At 71.8% G+C, this 13,965-nt stretch carries 15 protein-coding genes; 3 read left to right on the top strand and 12 right to left on the bottom strand.

Annotated elements, in window-relative coordinates; genetic code table 11:
• Window positions 1-2: 2 nt before the first annotated feature.
• The 6 genes from ACIBZJ_RS37005 to ACIBZJ_RS36980 form a co-directional block, all read right to left on the bottom strand.
• On the bottom strand, window positions 3-371 hold the full coding sequence (locus tag ACIBZJ_RS37005; protein WP_395938211.1) for a MaoC/PaaZ C-terminal domain-containing protein: 369 nt from the start codon (window positions 369-371) through the stop codon (window positions 3-5).
• On the bottom strand, window positions 368-772 hold the full coding sequence (locus ACIBZJ_RS37000) for a MaoC family dehydratase N-terminal domain-containing protein (protein ID WP_395938209.1): 405 nt from the start codon (window positions 770-772) through the stop codon (window positions 368-370). The genes ACIBZJ_RS37005 and ACIBZJ_RS37000 overlap by 4 nt, the downstream gene beginning before the upstream one ends.
• Window positions 772-1,962, bottom strand: a complete 1,191-nt coding sequence (locus tag ACIBZJ_RS36995) for a lipid-transfer protein (RefSeq protein WP_395938208.1) — start codon at window positions 1,960-1,962, stop codon at window positions 772-774. The genes ACIBZJ_RS37000 and ACIBZJ_RS36995 overlap by 1 nt, the downstream gene beginning before the upstream one ends.
• Window positions 1,898-3,511 (bottom strand): AMP-binding protein, encoded by a 1,614-nt coding sequence (locus ACIBZJ_RS36990; protein ID WP_395938206.1) that lies wholly within the window; start codon window positions 3,509-3,511, stop codon window positions 1,898-1,900. The genes ACIBZJ_RS36995 and ACIBZJ_RS36990 overlap by 65 nt, the downstream gene beginning before the upstream one ends.
• Window positions 3,512-3,628: 117 nt before the next feature.
• A complete protein-coding gene (locus ACIBZJ_RS36985; protein ID WP_395938204.1) occupies window positions 3,629-4,330 on the bottom strand; it encodes a response regulator in 702 nt (233 codons plus the stop codon).
• Window positions 4,327-5,448 (bottom strand): sensor histidine kinase, encoded by a 1,122-nt coding sequence (locus ACIBZJ_RS36980; protein WP_395938202.1) that lies wholly within the window; start codon window positions 5,446-5,448, stop codon window positions 4,327-4,329. The genes ACIBZJ_RS36985 and ACIBZJ_RS36980 overlap by 4 nt, the downstream gene beginning before the upstream one ends.
• A 142-nt stretch (window positions 5,449-5,590) precedes the next feature.
• On the opposite strand from ACIBZJ_RS36980, the gene ACIBZJ_RS36975 reads away from it, so the two are divergent.
• Window positions 5,591-7,780, top strand: a complete 2,190-nt coding sequence (locus tag ACIBZJ_RS36975; protein ID WP_395938200.1) for an MMPL family transporter — start codon at window positions 5,591-5,593, stop codon at window positions 7,778-7,780.
• Between the two features lie 14 nt (window positions 7,781-7,794).
• Here ACIBZJ_RS36975 and ACIBZJ_RS36970 read toward each other — a convergent pair whose 3' ends face one another.
• From ACIBZJ_RS36970 to ACIBZJ_RS36955, 4 genes are read right to left on the bottom strand one after another with little or no spacing between them, the layout of a single operon-like run.
• Window positions 7,795-8,994, bottom strand: a complete 1,200-nt coding sequence (locus ACIBZJ_RS36970; protein ID WP_395938198.1) for an RNA polymerase sigma factor — start codon at window positions 8,992-8,994, stop codon at window positions 7,795-7,797.
• A complete protein-coding gene (locus ACIBZJ_RS36965; protein ID WP_395938196.1) occupies window positions 8,991-9,356 on the bottom strand; it encodes a YciI family protein in 366 nt (121 codons plus the stop codon). Before ACIBZJ_RS36965 ends, ACIBZJ_RS36970 begins: the two co-directional genes overlap by 4 nt.
• A complete protein-coding gene (locus ACIBZJ_RS36960; protein ID WP_395938194.1) occupies window positions 9,353-9,970 on the bottom strand; it encodes a DUF998 domain-containing protein in 618 nt (205 codons plus the stop codon). Before ACIBZJ_RS36960 ends, ACIBZJ_RS36965 begins: the two co-directional genes overlap by 4 nt.
• A gap of 60 nt (window positions 9,971-10,030) precedes the next feature.
• Window positions 10,031-10,705 (bottom strand): TetR/AcrR family transcriptional regulator, encoded by a 675-nt coding sequence (locus ACIBZJ_RS36955; RefSeq protein WP_395938192.1) that lies wholly within the window; start codon window positions 10,703-10,705, stop codon window positions 10,031-10,033.
• A 102-nt stretch (window positions 10,706-10,807) separates the two neighbouring features.
• Between ACIBZJ_RS36955 and ACIBZJ_RS36950 the strand changes: the two genes are divergently transcribed.
• A complete protein-coding gene (locus ACIBZJ_RS36950) occupies window positions 10,808-11,698 on the top strand; it encodes an SDR family NAD(P)-dependent oxidoreductase (protein WP_395938190.1) in 891 nt (296 codons plus the stop codon).
• A 26-nt stretch (window positions 11,699-11,724) separates the two neighbouring features.
• Here the strand turns inward: ACIBZJ_RS36950 and ACIBZJ_RS36945 are convergent, their stop codons facing one another.
• Entirely contained in the window at window positions 11,725-11,961 is a 237-nt protein-coding gene (locus ACIBZJ_RS36945) for a hypothetical protein (protein WP_395938188.1), read from the bottom strand.
• Between the two features lie 3 nt (window positions 11,962-11,964).
• Complete coding sequence (locus tag ACIBZJ_RS36940; protein WP_395938187.1) at window positions 11,965-13,206, bottom strand: neprosin family prolyl endopeptidase; 1,242 nt, start codon at window positions 13,204-13,206, stop codon at window positions 11,965-11,967.
• 226 nt (window positions 13,207-13,432) lie between these two features.
• Between ACIBZJ_RS36940 and ACIBZJ_RS36935 the strand changes: the two genes are divergently transcribed.
• The gene (locus ACIBZJ_RS36935) at window positions 13,433-13,954 is read left to right on the top strand and encodes a hypothetical protein (protein WP_395938185.1); all 522 of its coding nucleotides are present in this window, start codon (window positions 13,433-13,435) and stop codon (window positions 13,952-13,954) included.
• The last annotated feature ends 11 nt before the right edge of the window (window positions 13,955-13,965 follow it).

The following is a 13,965-nucleotide window of genomic DNA, read 5'->3' as shown; positions in this document are numbered from 1 at the left end:
ATTCACCTCTCATCGAGTGCGACGACTGCCTCACCGGAGAGCGTCACCGTGCCGTCGGCGAGCGCGACCGTGAGATCGAAGGTCACCAGCCCCTCGTGCCGCTCCCGCTCGACCGCGGTGCACGTCGGCTGCCCGTGGATCGGCGTGATCGCCGCGAACCGCACGCGATACGACCGCAGCCGCGACTGGGGGAAGTGGTCGGTCAGCAGCCGGCCCAGGTAGGCCATCGACAGCATCCCGTGCGCGAACACGTCGTCCCGCCCGGCGGATCGGGCGACGTCGAGGTCGACGTGGATCGGGTTGTGGTCTCCGGAGGCGCCCGCGAACAGCGCGAGCGTGGTCCGGGAGATCGGCGCGATCTCCAGCTTCACGTCCGCACCACCAATGTGCAGCGCATCGTGGCGACCGTGCGCCCGTGCTGGTTCGTGACCGGGGTCTCGCGCACCAGGAACCGCAGGGCGCCGCCCTTCTTCTCGTAGTCGTCGACGATCGCCGGCGTGGTGGTCAGCTCGTCCCCGGCGTAGGCGAGTTCGGAGTAGACGAACTCCTGCTCGCCGTGGAGCACCGACCGCAGGTCCACGCCGAGCCCGGCCAGGTAGCCGAACGGGTCGGGTTCCTCCAGGTCGACGCCGAAGAAGAACGTCGGCGGCACCGGCAGATCGCGGTGCCCGGCCCGCCGGGCCGCGTCCAGGTCCACGTAGATCGGGTCGGTCTGGCCGGTCGCCTCGGCGAAGAACCGCAACCGGCTGCGGCTGACCAGCAGCGACGCCATCAGGCGTCCACCTTCTGGTACATGGTCACCACGCAGGCGCCGCCGAGCCCGAGGTTGTGCTGCAGCGCCACGTCGACGCCGTCGACCTGGCGGCCCTCGGCCCGGCCGCGCAACTGCCAGACCAGCTCGGCGCACTGGGCCAGGCCGGTCGCTCCGAGCGGGTGGCCCTTCGAGATCAGGCCACCGGACGGGTTCGTCACCACGCGTCCGCCGTAGGTGTTGTCACCGTCGAGCACGAACTTCTCCGCGGTGCCCTCCGGGGTCAGGCCCAGCGCCTCGTAGGTGAGGAACTCGTTCGTCGTGAAGCAGTCGTGCAGCTCGGCGACGCGGACGTCTTCCGGTCCGATGCCCGACTGCTCGTACACCTGCCGTGACGCCGCGACCGCCATGTCGTAACCGACGAGGTTGGCCAGGTCACCCTCGAACGTGGACGGTGGGTCGGTGGTGAGCGCCTGACCCGCGACGACGACGTCGGACCGCAGGCCGTGCGCCTTCGCGTACCCGTCCGAGACCACCACCGCGGCGGCCGCACCGCAGGTCGGCGGGCAGCACTGGAACCGGGTCAGCGGACCGTAGACGTGCGGGGAGCCCAGCACCTCGTCCAGCGTCAGCGGCGCCCGGAACACCGCGTACGGGTTCGCCGCGGCGTGCCGGCGCGACTTCACCGTGATGTGGGCGAACACCTCCGGGTCGATGCCGTGCTTGCGCACGTACTCCGCGCCCGCGGCGCCGAAGTAGGTGGCGGCCATCGGGACGCCGGGGTCGGGGACCCCCGCCACCTCGTCGCGGACCTCGGCGAACGCCCCGAGCACGTCCGGCCGGTCCGCGTACACCGCGCTCAGCGCACCCGGCGTCATCTGCTCGAAGCCCAGTGCCAGCACGACGTCGGCCGTGCCGCTCGCGACCGCCTGGCGGGCCAGCCACAGCGCCGACGATCCGGTCGAGCAGTTGTTGTTGACGTTGAGGATCGGCGCCTGCGACCTCCCCAGGTGGTAGAGCGCGCGCTGGCCCGACGTCGAGTCGCCGTAGACGTACCCGACGTAGGACTGCTGGACCGCCGCGTAGCCGACGCCGGCGTCGGCGAGTGCCCGGCGGGCGGCCTCGGCGCCCATGACGTCGTAACTCTCACTGCGGCCGGGCTTGCTGAAGGGGATCATCCCCACCCCGGCTACCACCACCCGCTCGGTCATGTCCGGCTCCTTCGTCGTCATGCGGTCCGGCCGGCCCGGGTGAGCCGTTCCGGTACCGCTCCTTGAGACGGCGCTTGAACAGCTTCCCGGAGTCCTCGCGCGGCAACTCCGCCTCGAACGCCACCACCCGGGGCACCTTGTACCTGGCCAGGTTGTGCTCGACGTGCTCCCGCACGTCCGCCTCGGAGAGCGTCCGGCCGGGCCGGACCTGCACGTGGGCGGCGACCACCTCGCCGAGATCCTGGTCGGGGACGCCGAACACGGCCGAATCGGCCACCCCGTCGAGCGTGGACAGACACGCCTCGATCTCGGCCGGATAGATGTTCACCCCGCCGGAGATCACCATGTCGTTCAGCCGGTCGGTCAGGTACAGGAAGCCGTCCGCGTCGACCCGGCCGACGTCTCCGACCGTGATGAACCCGTCCCCGGCATCGATGTCCCGCCGCTTGGCGTCGTCGTTGAGGTAGGTGAAGTCGGGCCAGACCGACGGCGAGCGGCCGTAGATGACGCCGATCTGTCCGACCGGCACCTCCCTCCGGTCGGGACCGAGGATCTTGATCCGCGCGTCGAGCACCGGCTTGCCGACCGTGCCCGGGTGGGCCAGCCACTCGGCGCTGTCGCAGTGGACCCAGGTCCCGCCTTCGGAGCCGCCGTAGTACTCGCTGACGATCGGCCCGAACCAGCCGATGATCGCCCGCTTGACCTCGGGCGGGCACGGCGCGGCCGCGTGCACGACCGATTCCAGCGAGGACACGTCGTACCTCGCCCGCACCTCGCCGGGCAGTTGCAGCAGCCGGACGAACATCGTCGGCACCATCTGGACGCTCGTCACCCGGTGCCCCTCGACGGCACGCAGGAACTCCTCCGGATCGAACCGCGGCAGGATCACCAGGTTCAGGCCCATCGCGGCGGCGAACGTGGCGGCGACGTTCGGGGCCGAGTGGTACAGCGGTGCCGGCAGCAGCGTCGTACCGCCCGGGGCGAACCCCATCACGCGTCGCAGGAGCCCGAGCAGCGCCGCCGCGTCGGTCACCGGCTCCCGCAGGATCCCCTTGGCCAGGCCGGTGGTGCCGGACGTGTAGATCACCGACATCGGCGGTGCCGCGCCGCCCGCGGCTTCGGAATGCCCGTCGACGAGCTCGGTGGTGGTCGGAAATCGCCCGGTGAGCGGCACGTCCCCGAGCCGGTAGGCCCGCGCGACCTCGGGCGGCACCGGCGCCTCCACGAGCCGCACGTGCGGCGCTGCGAGCCGCTCGACGGCCGGCAGCAGATCGGTGTGGCCGACCACCACCGTGACGCCGCTGTCGGCCAGCAGGTGCGCGAGGTCGGCCCCGGTCCAGTGCCAGTTGATCGGCACCGGCACCGCACCGATCGCCTGCGCGGCGAGGTTGGCCTCCAGGAAGCCGGTTTCGTTGCGCATGAGGATGCCGTACCGATCACCGGGCCCGACGCCCAGCGAGCGCAGCCCGGCGCCGAGGCGCGCGGCCCGCGACCGCACGCCGGATAACTGGTCCTGGCGATCACCCGAGATGACAACGGCGTCAGCCATCGGTTCACAACCTTCTGATCGGCTAAATACTTACGAACGCCTGGATCAGGTCAGTAGTGCGGAACCGAGAATTGCTCAGTGTTTACTTCGTGTCAAGAGCCGGCCGCAGCGTCCGCGTCACCGGGCTCCCGGCCGGTCGGGATCCGGCGACGCCAGAGGTTCGCCGGGCTGCACCAGGCCGCTCTGGTACGCCACGACCACCAGCTGGGCCCGGTCCCGGGCGCTGAGCTTGGTCATCGCGCGGTTCACGTGGGTCTTCGCGGTCAGCGGCGACACCAGGAGCCGGGCGGCGATCTCGTCGTTCGACAGACCGTGCGCGACCAGCGCGAGCACCTCGCGTTCGCGGTCGGTGAGGTAGCGCAGGCCCGGGTACTCCGGTGCCTCCGGGCGGCGCTGCGCGATGAACCGCGCGACCAGCCCCCGGGTGGCGCGCGGGGACAGCAGCGCCTCACCGTCGGCGACCACGCGGATCGCGGCGACCAGGTCGTCCGGTGCCACGTTCTTCCCGAGGAATCCGCTGGCCCCGGCTTCCAGTGCGTGCACCACGTTGTCGTCCTCTTCGAACGTCGTCAGGACGAGCACGCGGACACCGGCCAGCCGGTCGTCGGCACCGATGCGCCGGGTGGCCTCGATGCCGTCCATCGTCGGCATGCGCAGGTCCATCAGGACGACGTCGGCCATCGCGGTGTGGGCGAGATCGACGGCGGCCCGGCCGTCGGCGGCCTCACCAACGACCTCCAGCCCGGGTTCGGCGTCGATGATCATCCGGAACCCGGCCCGGATGAGCGCCTGGTCGTCGGCGAGCAGTACCCGGATCACGGGGCGGTCGCCGCGGGCAGCACCGCCCGGACCCGGAACCGGCCGTCCGGCGTGGGCCCGGTGACCAGCGTGCCCTGGGCCGCAGCGGCGCGCTCGCGCATACCGATCAGGCCGAATCCCGAGCCCGGTCCGGACCGGACCGACGGGCGCATCCGGTTGGTCAGCTCCACCTGGACCTCCTCCTCGGTGAACGTGAGATCGAGCGACGCCGTCCCGTCCCCGTAGCGGTGCGCATTGGTCAGCGCTTCCTGGACGATCCGGAACGCGGTGATGTCGGTCATCGCCGGCAACTCGCGCGTGTCGCCGTGTTCCCGGCACGACACCCGGAACCCCATCACCCGGAAGTCCTCCAGCAGCGCGGGCAGCCGGTCCAGGCCCGGCGTCGGCTCCGTGCTCGCCAGCTCGTTCGGGTCGCGCAATACGCCGACCACGGACTGGATCTCGGTCAGCACGGTGTCTGCGGCCTGCCGGATGTGCGTGAGCACCGGCCAGACCTGCTCCGGGTCGCGGCGCAGCACGTGGGTGGCTGCCCCGGCCTGGACCGAGATCACCGCGATGTGGTGCGCGACGACGTCGTGCAACTCGCGGGCGATCCGCAGCCGCTCGTCGATCACCCGCCGCCGGGCCTCCTCCTCGCGGGTCAGCTCGGCCTGGCGCGCACGTTCGGTGACCTCGGCGATGTAGGCGCGCCGCGACCGGGTCGCGTCCCCGATCGCCGCTCCGCCGAAGATCCAGACCGGTACCGCGAGCGAGTTCAGCCCCCACCAGTCGGGGAAGTGCAGGACCAGACCGGGGACGCACACGGCGGCCGAAGCGACGATCGCGTACGGCCACGGGCGCTTCCCGTCGAGGTCGAGCACGACCGCGTACAGGAGGACGCCGATCGCGAGTGCGAGCGCCGGGAACAGCAGGCCGAAGGCCACCCCGACCGACACCACGATCGTGACGACCGCCAGCGTCGTCCGCGGAAAGCGGCGGCGCACCAGGATCGCCGCCACGCCGAGTACCGCGAGCGGCACCCGCCAGGGCATGTCGACGGGCTGCTCGGCCTGCAGAGCGAGGAAGCTCATCAGCGCCGCGAGCAGCAGATCTCCCAGTAGTGCCCGGTGCCGCGTCATCCCGGCCGACAGTAGTTCGGGCGGGAGGACCACACCTCCTTCACCCGCGGTAGCGTCCCGCCGGCCGGATACCGCAGGTGTAGTAGTGCCCGGTCCGCAGCGGCAGGACGACGCCGCGTCCCGTGATCGCGATCGTCGGAGCGTGGCTACTCTCCTCTACCGGCTCGGCCGGTTCTCCTATCGCCGGCGCGGCCGGACGACCCTCGTCTGGGCCCTGCTGCTGGTGTTGTCCGGTCTGGGCGCGGCGACGTTGTCGGGCCCCACCGAAGACGGGTTCTCGATCCCGGGCAGCGAGTCGTCGCGGGCCATGGACGTCCTCAGCACGAAGATGGGGACCGGGTCCGGGGACAACGCGTCGGCGAACGTCGTGTTCACGTCGTCCGGCTCGGCCGGGCAGCAGGCGGCGATCGAGGACGCGGTCGCGGAGCTCCGTGCGCTTCCGGACGTCGCGGCGGTGACCGACGCGATCCTCGCGAAGGATCAGCGGACGGCCTACGCGACGGTCACCTACGACGTCCCCCCGGCTGATCTCACGGACGACGCCCGGGACGCCCTGTTCGGCGCCGGCCGGTCCGCCGAGCCGGCCGGCGTCGGGGTCGAGTTCGCCGGGTCGGCCGTGGCCGGGGGCGGCGAGGCGCCGGTCGGCGAGATCCTCGGGGTCGTGGTCGCGGCGGTGGTGCTCGTGCTGACGTTCGGGTCGCTGGTCGCGGCGAGCCTGCCGCTGCTCACCGCGCTCATCGGGATCGGGCTGGGAATGCTCGGAATCCAGATCGCGACCGGATTCTTCGACCTCAGCGCGACCACGTCCACGCTCGCGCTGATGCTCGGGCTGGCCGTCGGGATCGACTACGCGCTGTTCATCCTGTCGCGGTACCGGTACGAACTGGGACAGGGCCGCAGTGGCGAGGAGGCCGCCGGGCGGGCGATCGGCACCGCCGGGTCCGCGGTGGTGTTCGCGGGTCTCACGGTGGTGATCGCGCTGGCCGCACTGTCGGTGGTGGGCATCAGCTTCCTCACCACGATGGGCCTGGCCGCCGCGGCCACGGTCGCGGTGGCCGTCGTGATCAGCCTGACGCTGCTGCCCGCGCTGCTCGGTTTCGCGGGCACGAGGGTGCTCCCCCGCCGGAGCCGCCGGAGCCTCGGCAGCGGCCGGCGCCAGGGCCCCGGCAGCGGCTGGGAGCACCGGGCCGGGCGGGCGGCTCTCGGGGAGCGGTGGGGGCGGGCCGTGGTCCGGCACCGGGTCGCGGTGGTGCTGGCCGCCACCGGGCTGCTCGCGCTCACCGCCGTGCCCGCGCTGGATCTGAGGCTCGCGCTGCCCGACGACGGCACCGCCTCTCCCGCCACCACCCAGCGCAAGGCCTACGACCAGCTCAGCGCGGGCTTCGGCGCGGGCTTCAACGGCCCGCTCGTCGTCCTGGTCGAGGCCGGCGAGGGCCGGGCCGGCGAGGGCCGGGCCGACAGCGCCGCCGAGCAGGCGCACCGCCTCCTCACCGGCCTGCACGACGTCGTCACGGTCACCCCGCCCACCGTCAACCCGGCCGGCGACACCGCGGTGCTCACCGTGATCCCGGCGGGCGGCCCCAGCGACGAGAGCACGAAGGATCTCGTCGAGACGATTCGCGCGCTCCCGGACCCCGAGGGCGCCACGCTCGCCGTCACCGGCCCCACCGCACTCGGCATCGACGTCTCCGACACGCTCACCGACGCGCTCGTCCCGTACCTGGCCGTGGTCGTCGGCTTGGCGTTCGTCCTGCTCACGCTGGTGTTCCGCAGCCTCGCGGTGCCGCTCAAGGCGACGCTGGGCTTCCTGCTCTCGATCGCGGCCACGTTCGGCGCGACCGTCGCCGTGTTCCAGTGGGGCTGGTTCGCCGGCCTGATCGGCCTCGACACCACCGGGCCGATCGTCAGCCTGATGCCGATCTTCCTGATCGGCATCCTGTTCGGCCTGGCCATGGACTACGAGGTCTTCCTGGTCACCCGCGCCCGCGAGGAGTACGTGCACGGCGCCTCGCCGGACGCCGCGGTGATCAGCGGCGTCAGCCACGGTGCCCGGGTGGTCAGCGCGGCCGCGATCATCATGATGAGCGTCTTCGCCGGGTTCGTCCTCACCGACGAGCCGATCATCAAGTCGCTCGGCTTCGCGCTCGCGTTCGGCGTCGCGGTGGATGCGTTCGTGGTCCGGATGACGATCGTGCCGGCCGTGCTCTCGCTGCTCGGCCGGGCGGCCTGGTGGCTACCGCGCTGGCTGGACCGGCGTCTGCCGAACGTCGACGTGGAGGGCACGGGGCTCGTCGCGGAACCGGCCCGGGAGGTCGCCGACGTCCGGACGTGAGTCGCCCCCGGCGGTCAGGCCAGCTGATCGGCGCGGTCGCGGAGGTACCGCTGTTCGACCTCGTTGCGGGTCAGCGTCGCGGCCTCCCGGTAGAGCGCGGCCGCGCCGGTGTGGTCGCCGGTCAGCTCGAGCAGGTGGGCGCGGACGGCCCGCTCGCGGTGCCGGGTCAGCGGATCCTCGTCCAGCGCGAACCGGTGGTTGAGATCGTCGAGGAGCTCCAGGCCCTGTGCGGCCCCGTACGCGTTGGCCACGGCCACCACCCGGCTGAGCCGCACCGGCGCGGTGGGCCGGAGGTGCTCCAGCGCCAGGTACAAGGCCGCGATCTGCGGCCAGTCGGCCCGGTCGGACGCGTGCACGGCCGCGATCGCCGCCTGCAGTTGGTACGGACCGACGTCGTACCGGGCCCAGACCCCGTCGATCAGCGCCGTGCCCTCGCGGATCAGGCCGGCGTCCCAGCGGCTCCGGTCCTGGGCGTCCAGCGGAATCAGCGCGGTGTCGGCGCCGGTCCGGGCCGTCCGCCGGGACTCGGTGAGCAGCATCAGCGCGAGCAGGCCGGCGACTTCTCCGTCGTCCGGGACGGACGCGTGGAGCAGCCGGGTCAGCCGGATCGCCTCCCGGGTCAGGTCGACCCGGGCGAGCGCCGCGCCGCCGGACGCCGTGTACCCCTCGTTGAAGACCAGGTACAGCACCTGCATCACGGCCGCGATCCGCTCCGGCCGGTCGGAATCCGTCGGCAGCGTGAAGCGGGCGTCCACCCGGGCCAGTGCCTGCTTCGCCCGGCTGACCCGCGTCCCCATCGTGGTTTCGGTGGTGCCGTAGGCGTGCGCGATCTCCGCGGTCGTCAGACCGCCGACCGCGCGGAGCGTGAGCGCGACCTGGGAGACCGCGGACAGGACCGGATGGCAGCACAGCAACAGGAGGGTCAGGCTGTCGTCGGCCGCGGAGACCGGACCGGAGGGCTCCTGGTAGAGCACCTCGCGCCGCCGCCGGGCCTGATCGGCGCGGAGCTGGTCGACCATCTTGCGGTACCCGATCCGGATCAGCCAGCTCCGCGGGTCCTGCGGAATGCCGTCGGCCGGCCAGCTCCGGCTCGCGACCAGCAGCGCTTCCTGCACGGCGTCCTCCGCCAAGTCGAAGCGCCCGAACCGGCGGACCAGCGCGCCGAGCACCTGCGGCGCCTCGCGGCGCAGCAGGTGCTCGACGTCGGGGGTCATCCGGCGAAATCCTCGGGCATGATCGGACGGATCTCGAGCGGCTCGCCGAGCGCCTCGACGATCCGCGAGCAGATCTCGACGGCGCGGTCGTAGCTGACGACGTCGATGATCGCGAAGCTCGCCAGCACCTCCTTGAGCTCGGCGAACGGGCCGTCGGTGGCCACGACGCCGTCCGGTGTGCGGCGGATCGTCGTGCTGACCGCCGGGTGACCGAGACCTTCGCTGGTGACGAACTCCCCGGTGGCCCGCAGCTCCGCCTCGAACTGCGCGTACACCGCGTAGGCGGCCAGCGCCTCCTCGGACGGGGTGTCGGTGGCGTCCCACTCCGCGACCGGCGCGTAACCGAGCACCAGGTACTTCATCGTGTTCCTCCGTCGATCAGGCTCAGCGCGAGGACCGTCGTCCAGGTGAACGCGACGACCCCGGCAACGGCGATCTGAATGCTCACCGACACCGACGGCAAGGGCAACAGGAGCGCGAGCGCGACGGCACCGTTCAGCACCGCGAGCCGCGCCGAACGCCGTCGGACGTACCGGACGGCCAGCACGATCGCGGCGATCGCCGGCGCGGTGAACGTGATCAGCGCGGCGGTCGCGTGGACGATCCCGTGCCACGACAGGTGATCCACCGGGCCGTCGGGGGTGCCGGCCGGGAAGTTGTACTGAGGGTCCATCGTGAACAGTCCGGAGACGATCAGCCCGGCACCGAAGATGCCGATCAGGATCGAGAGCGCGGTCTCGGTTTTGCTCAGGGCCCCGGCCAGCGCGAGCACACCGAGCCCGGCGACGACGAACGTGGCGATCTGGATCCAGCCGAGGCCGCCGGTGGAGAGCTGGCTGATCGGGTGCCGGGTCAGGTCGAAGCCGTCGCGGGTGAGCATCTGGGTGACGGCCGAGGCGAAGAACAGCGGGCCGGCCAGCGCGCCGGCGAGCAGGAGCCCGGCCGGTCGGACGCGGGGTGCGGTGATCGTGGTCATGACTTCCTCCGTTCGGAACGGTTTCACCGCTACCTCGGAGTCGTCCCGCCGATCTCGACATCACCCACCGGGCGGACGCGGAAGCGCGCCCAGGATGGCCGTGACGATCGCGACCCGCAGCGATTCACGCAGGTCGAACTGGAGCACGGCCAGCTCGGGCTCGGCCGCGTAGGCGGCGAGCACGGCGGGCGTCGGCGAACAGTACGTCGACAACGCCCCGGCCATGACCGTGGCCTGCAGGCACACCAGCTGGGCGCCCTCGCCGAGCTCCGGCACGGCACGGCGCACGAGGCCGACCATCGTCGCGAGGTGGGCGAGAAGGGCCCGCTTGTGACCCCGCACCACCTCGGCGGAGACGTTCTGCTCCAGAACGCCGCCCTGCGCGCCGACGAGGTCGCACAGCGCCACGCGGCCGGCCAGCGTCCGGCTGAGCACCTCGGCCAGCTGCTCCGACCGCACCTCGGCCGGGAGGACCGGGTCGAGGTCGGCGGCCAGCTCGCCGTCGAGCTCCGCCAGCCACGACCGCATGAAGTCGTCCAGCAGCGCGAGCAGCACCGCCTCGCGCGACTCGAAGTACCGCAGCACGTTCGACTTGGCCAGACCGACCCGACGGCTCAGTTCGTTGAGGCTCACGTCGGCCACCGGCATCTCGCCGAGCATCGCCGCCGCCGTGTCGAGGATCGCCTGGCGCCGGACCTCACGCTGCTCCTCGCTGCGCGCCCGCTGGAACGTCATGAGTTCACCCTAGCTTAAAGACCGACGGTCTCTTGACATCAGACCGCCGGTCTCTTAACGTCGGAATCGTAAGAGACCGGCGGTTCTTTAGGAGACGACGTCATGTGGAACGAGCAGAGCATCCCCGATCAGACCGGACGCACCGCGGTCGTGACCGGTGCGAACACCGGTCTGGGGTTCGAGACCGCCCGGGCGTTGGCCGAGCACGGCGCACGCGTGGTGCTGGCCGTCCGCAACACCGAGAAGGGCAAACAGGCGGCTGCGAAGATGCACGGTGACGTCACCGTGCAGGAGCTGGATCTGACGTCGCTCGCCTCCGTCCGGGACGCCGCGGCCGCCCTCCGCGCCGGGCACGAGCAGATCGACCTCTTGGTCAACAACGCCGGGGTGATGTACACGCCGCAGCAGACGACCCGCGACGGCTTCGAGATGCAGTTCGGCACCAACCACCTCGGCCACTTCGCGCTCACCGGGCTGCTGCTCGACCGGCTCCTCCCGGTACCCGGCTCGCGGGTCGTCACGGTCAGCAGCGTCGGCCACCGCATCCGGGCCTCGATCCACTTCGACGATCTGCAGCTGACCCGCTCGTACGGACGGATCACCGCTTACGGGCAGTCCAAGCTGGCCAACCTGATGTTCACCTACGAGCTGCAGCGGCGGCTCGCCCCGCACGGCACGACCGCCGCGGTAGCCGCGCATCCCGGCATGTCCGACACCGAGCTGATCCGCAACTCCCCGGCGGTCGTGCGCCGGCCGCTCGCCCCGTTCGCCTCGATGGTCACGCAGAAGCCGTCGATGGGCGCGCTGCCCACCCTGCGGGCCGCGGCCGACCCCGCCGTCCTCGGGGGCCAGTACTACGGCCCGCAGGGTGTCGGCGAGGTCCGGGGGTGCCCGCGGCTGGTCACGTCCAGCGCCGAGTCCTACGACGTGGCGGTCCAGCAGCGCCTCTGGGCGGTGTCGGAGGACCTCACCGGCGTGACCTTCCCCGTGTGAGATACCGGCGGTCGAGCGCGGACGGCTCACTCCGGCGGCGGAGCCGGATTCTGTTCAGGGGGACGGCCGGTGAGCACCGACTTCCCGTCCAGGCCGTACGGCCGACGACGACGGCGGGGCACGTACCCCTCCGGGCACGGCCCCGGCTCGTCCGGGCGTCCGCCCGGTGGGGCGGCGGCCACCGGGCCGTCGATCCGCACGCACTCGATCTCCGGATCGACCGCCGAGGGAATGACGTCCGGCCGCTCGTCGTCGCTCGTCATCGCTCAGACGCCTCCCGGTCCCCCGAAGTAGAAGTTCGATCCCCACGTCGATGTACCACTGAAGTCGGTCACGATGTCGTAGGACGCCGGATTCGTCACCGACGGAGCCCCCTGTAACGGCGTCATCGTGCCCGCCGGGTCCGATTGGTAGGCCAGGTTGCGCATGTACGCGGCCCAGCCGAAACCACCGGGCGGGAACGCACCGCTGCCCATCCACGTCTTCGTCGGCTCCGGGTGCGTCGCCGAGTCGTCGACGATCTCGCCGCCCCAGTCGGCCAGGTCGGACTGCGACTGCAGCCCGGCCGCGTTGTACAGCGACGCCGGGTAGTAGCCCATCCACTGGTCGCCGACCTGGATCCACCAGTTGCCGTCGAAGAGCTGGACCTTCAGCCGCAGGTCGTAGGCCGGCCCACCGGGCACGCTGAGCGCGACGTTCATGCCGGGGAACACCGTCGTGGACGCCTGCACGAACCCGCCGACGTCGGTGTTGTACCCGCCGACGTTCGCGCCGCTGCGGGTGTATCCGCAGGTCGTGTAGTAGATGAAGACGTGCGGCTCCCAGTCGCCGTAGAGGTCCTTGAGCACCTGCACCCCGGCCTCGACGGTCTGCAGGCCGGCACCGGAGCCGCGCGCGAGCCAGAGCTGTCCGAGCGAGAACTCGTTGGACCACTGCACGTACGGCTTCCAGGTGTTGATGTATCCCTCGGTGCCGTAACAGGTGACCCACTGGGCCGCGTGCGCGTATTTGTGGACGGCGGCCGCGACCGCGGGCACCGCGACGGCCGGGGCCTCGAGGGCGTCCGGCGGGGGTAGCGCCTTCTGCCGGGGTCCTTTCGCGAGGTAGTCCTGGAGCGTGCCGGCCGGACGCAGGGTCTCGACCGGTTTGCGCAGCAGCGGCACGGTGCCCGGCGGACCGGCCTCGATCCCGTTCAGCGGGGCGGCGGTGTCGGCCTCCGGCACCGACGCCGTCGGCGGTGCGGCCGCGAGCGGCCCGCCGTCCGGGGTCTGCGACTCGGCCGGCACCCAGTCGACGTGCTGCCCGGACTTGGTCGCGGTGCGGGCGACGACGTCGCGCTGGGAGTACTGGTCGTGGAAGTACTCGCGGATCTCCTCCAGGCGGGCCGCGGCCGCCCGATCGGAGCCCGCGTCACGGGTCAGTGCCGCGACCGGCGCTTCCCGTCCGGCCGGCGGCGCCGGCACCCTCGGCGGTGCTTCCGGGTTTCTCTCGACGATTCCGACGTCCATAGCGCTCTCCATCCGACGGGCAATTCGAGGTCGACGCAATCACCGAATACCTCGGCCGAATAGCCCAGGGCAACGTTTTTCAGTGCTAGCACTGAATTTCCCCCGGCAGTTCCCGGAAAAGGTTGACCGGTCTCCGGAACGGACCGGACAGTGTGGATCCGGCAATTGAGTGACAACGGGGGGTGGGTCCGGGGTGTGCGCACGAATCGACGTCGACGGAATTGCGTTGAGTCCCGATCCGGACGAGCCGGACGTCTGGACGTACGTGCCGCGCCCGCTGCTCGACCGGACTCCGGACGGCGCTCCGGCGATCGGGCTGATCGAGGCCGGGACGACCGGATTCCTCCAGGTGACCGCCCGGCTGGGGCTGCCGGACGAGCGTGTCGACGCGCTGCTCACCGGTGTCCGCGCGGTTCATCCCGAGGCCACCGCCGTCCGCGGCGCGCCGATCGACGTCCACGCGGTCGTGGTGGAAATTCGTTCCGACCACGGGTCCCGGTGGGCCGAGCTCGCCTCGAGCACGAGTTCCGGGCTGCCCCCGTGGATCGCGGCGATGTCGGCCGTGCTGACGGCTGACCAGACCCCGGCGGTGAAGGCCGCGCTGAGCGGCACCCACGGGCGGGTCCGGCTGCGCGCGGCGTTCGCGCCCGGACGGAACCCGACCGGCCCGCGGACCCCGGAATCCCCCGCATCCGGCTGCCTGGTCGAACGGACGGCCGACATCGCTGACCTGCTCGAACATCCCTGACCGCCGACGGA

The sequence above is a fragment of the Cryptosporangium sp. NPDC051539 genome, from assembly GCF_044454545.1.
Lineage (GTDB): Bacteria > Actinomycetota > Actinomycetes > Mycobacteriales > Cryptosporangiaceae > Cryptosporangium.
Note: the sequence above shows the minus strand (reverse complement) of the source record. Positions and strands in the feature narration are given on the sequence as shown.

Bases quoted from the DNA above. Each gene is read 5' to 3' on its own strand.
- ACIBZJ_RS37000 (WP_395938209.1), bottom strand. From the start codon at position 772: ATGGCGTCGCTGCTGGTCAGCCGCAGCCGGTTGCGGTTCTTCGCCGAG.
- ACIBZJ_RS36995 (WP_395938208.1), bottom strand. From the start codon at position 1,962: ATGACCGAGCGGGTGGTGGTAGCCGGGGTGGGGATGATCCCCTTCAGC.
- ACIBZJ_RS36990 (WP_395938206.1), bottom strand. From the start codon at position 3,511: ATGGCTGACGCCGTTGTCATCTCGGGTGATCGCCAGGACCAGTTATCC.
- ACIBZJ_RS36980 (WP_395938202.1), bottom strand. From the start codon at position 5,448: ATGACGCGGCACCGGGCACTACTGGGAGATCTGCTGCTCGCGGCGCTG.
- ACIBZJ_RS36970 (WP_395938198.1), bottom strand. From the start codon at position 8,994: ATGACCCCCGACGTCGAGCACCTGCTGCGCCGCGAGGCGCCGCAGGTG.
- ACIBZJ_RS36965 (WP_395938196.1), bottom strand. From the start codon at position 9,356: ATGAAGTACCTGGTGCTCGGTTACGCGCCGGTCGCGGAGTGGGACGCC.
- ACIBZJ_RS36960 (WP_395938194.1), bottom strand. From the start codon at position 9,970: ATGACCACGATCACCGCACCCCGCGTCCGACCGGCCGGGCTCCTGCTC.
- ACIBZJ_RS36955 (WP_395938192.1), bottom strand. From the start codon at position 10,705: ATGACGTTCCAGCGGGCGCGCAGCGAGGAGCAGCGTGAGGTCCGGCGC.
- ACIBZJ_RS36950 (WP_395938190.1), top strand. From the start codon at position 10,808: ATGTGGAACGAGCAGAGCATCCCCGATCAGACCGGACGCACCGCGGTC.
- ACIBZJ_RS36945 (WP_395938188.1), bottom strand. From the start codon at position 11,961: ATGACGAGCGACGACGAGCGGCCGGACGTCATTCCCTCGGCGGTCGAT.
- ACIBZJ_RS36940 (WP_395938187.1), bottom strand. From the start codon at position 13,206: ATGGACGTCGGAATCGTCGAGAGAAACCCGGAAGCACCGCCGAGGGTG.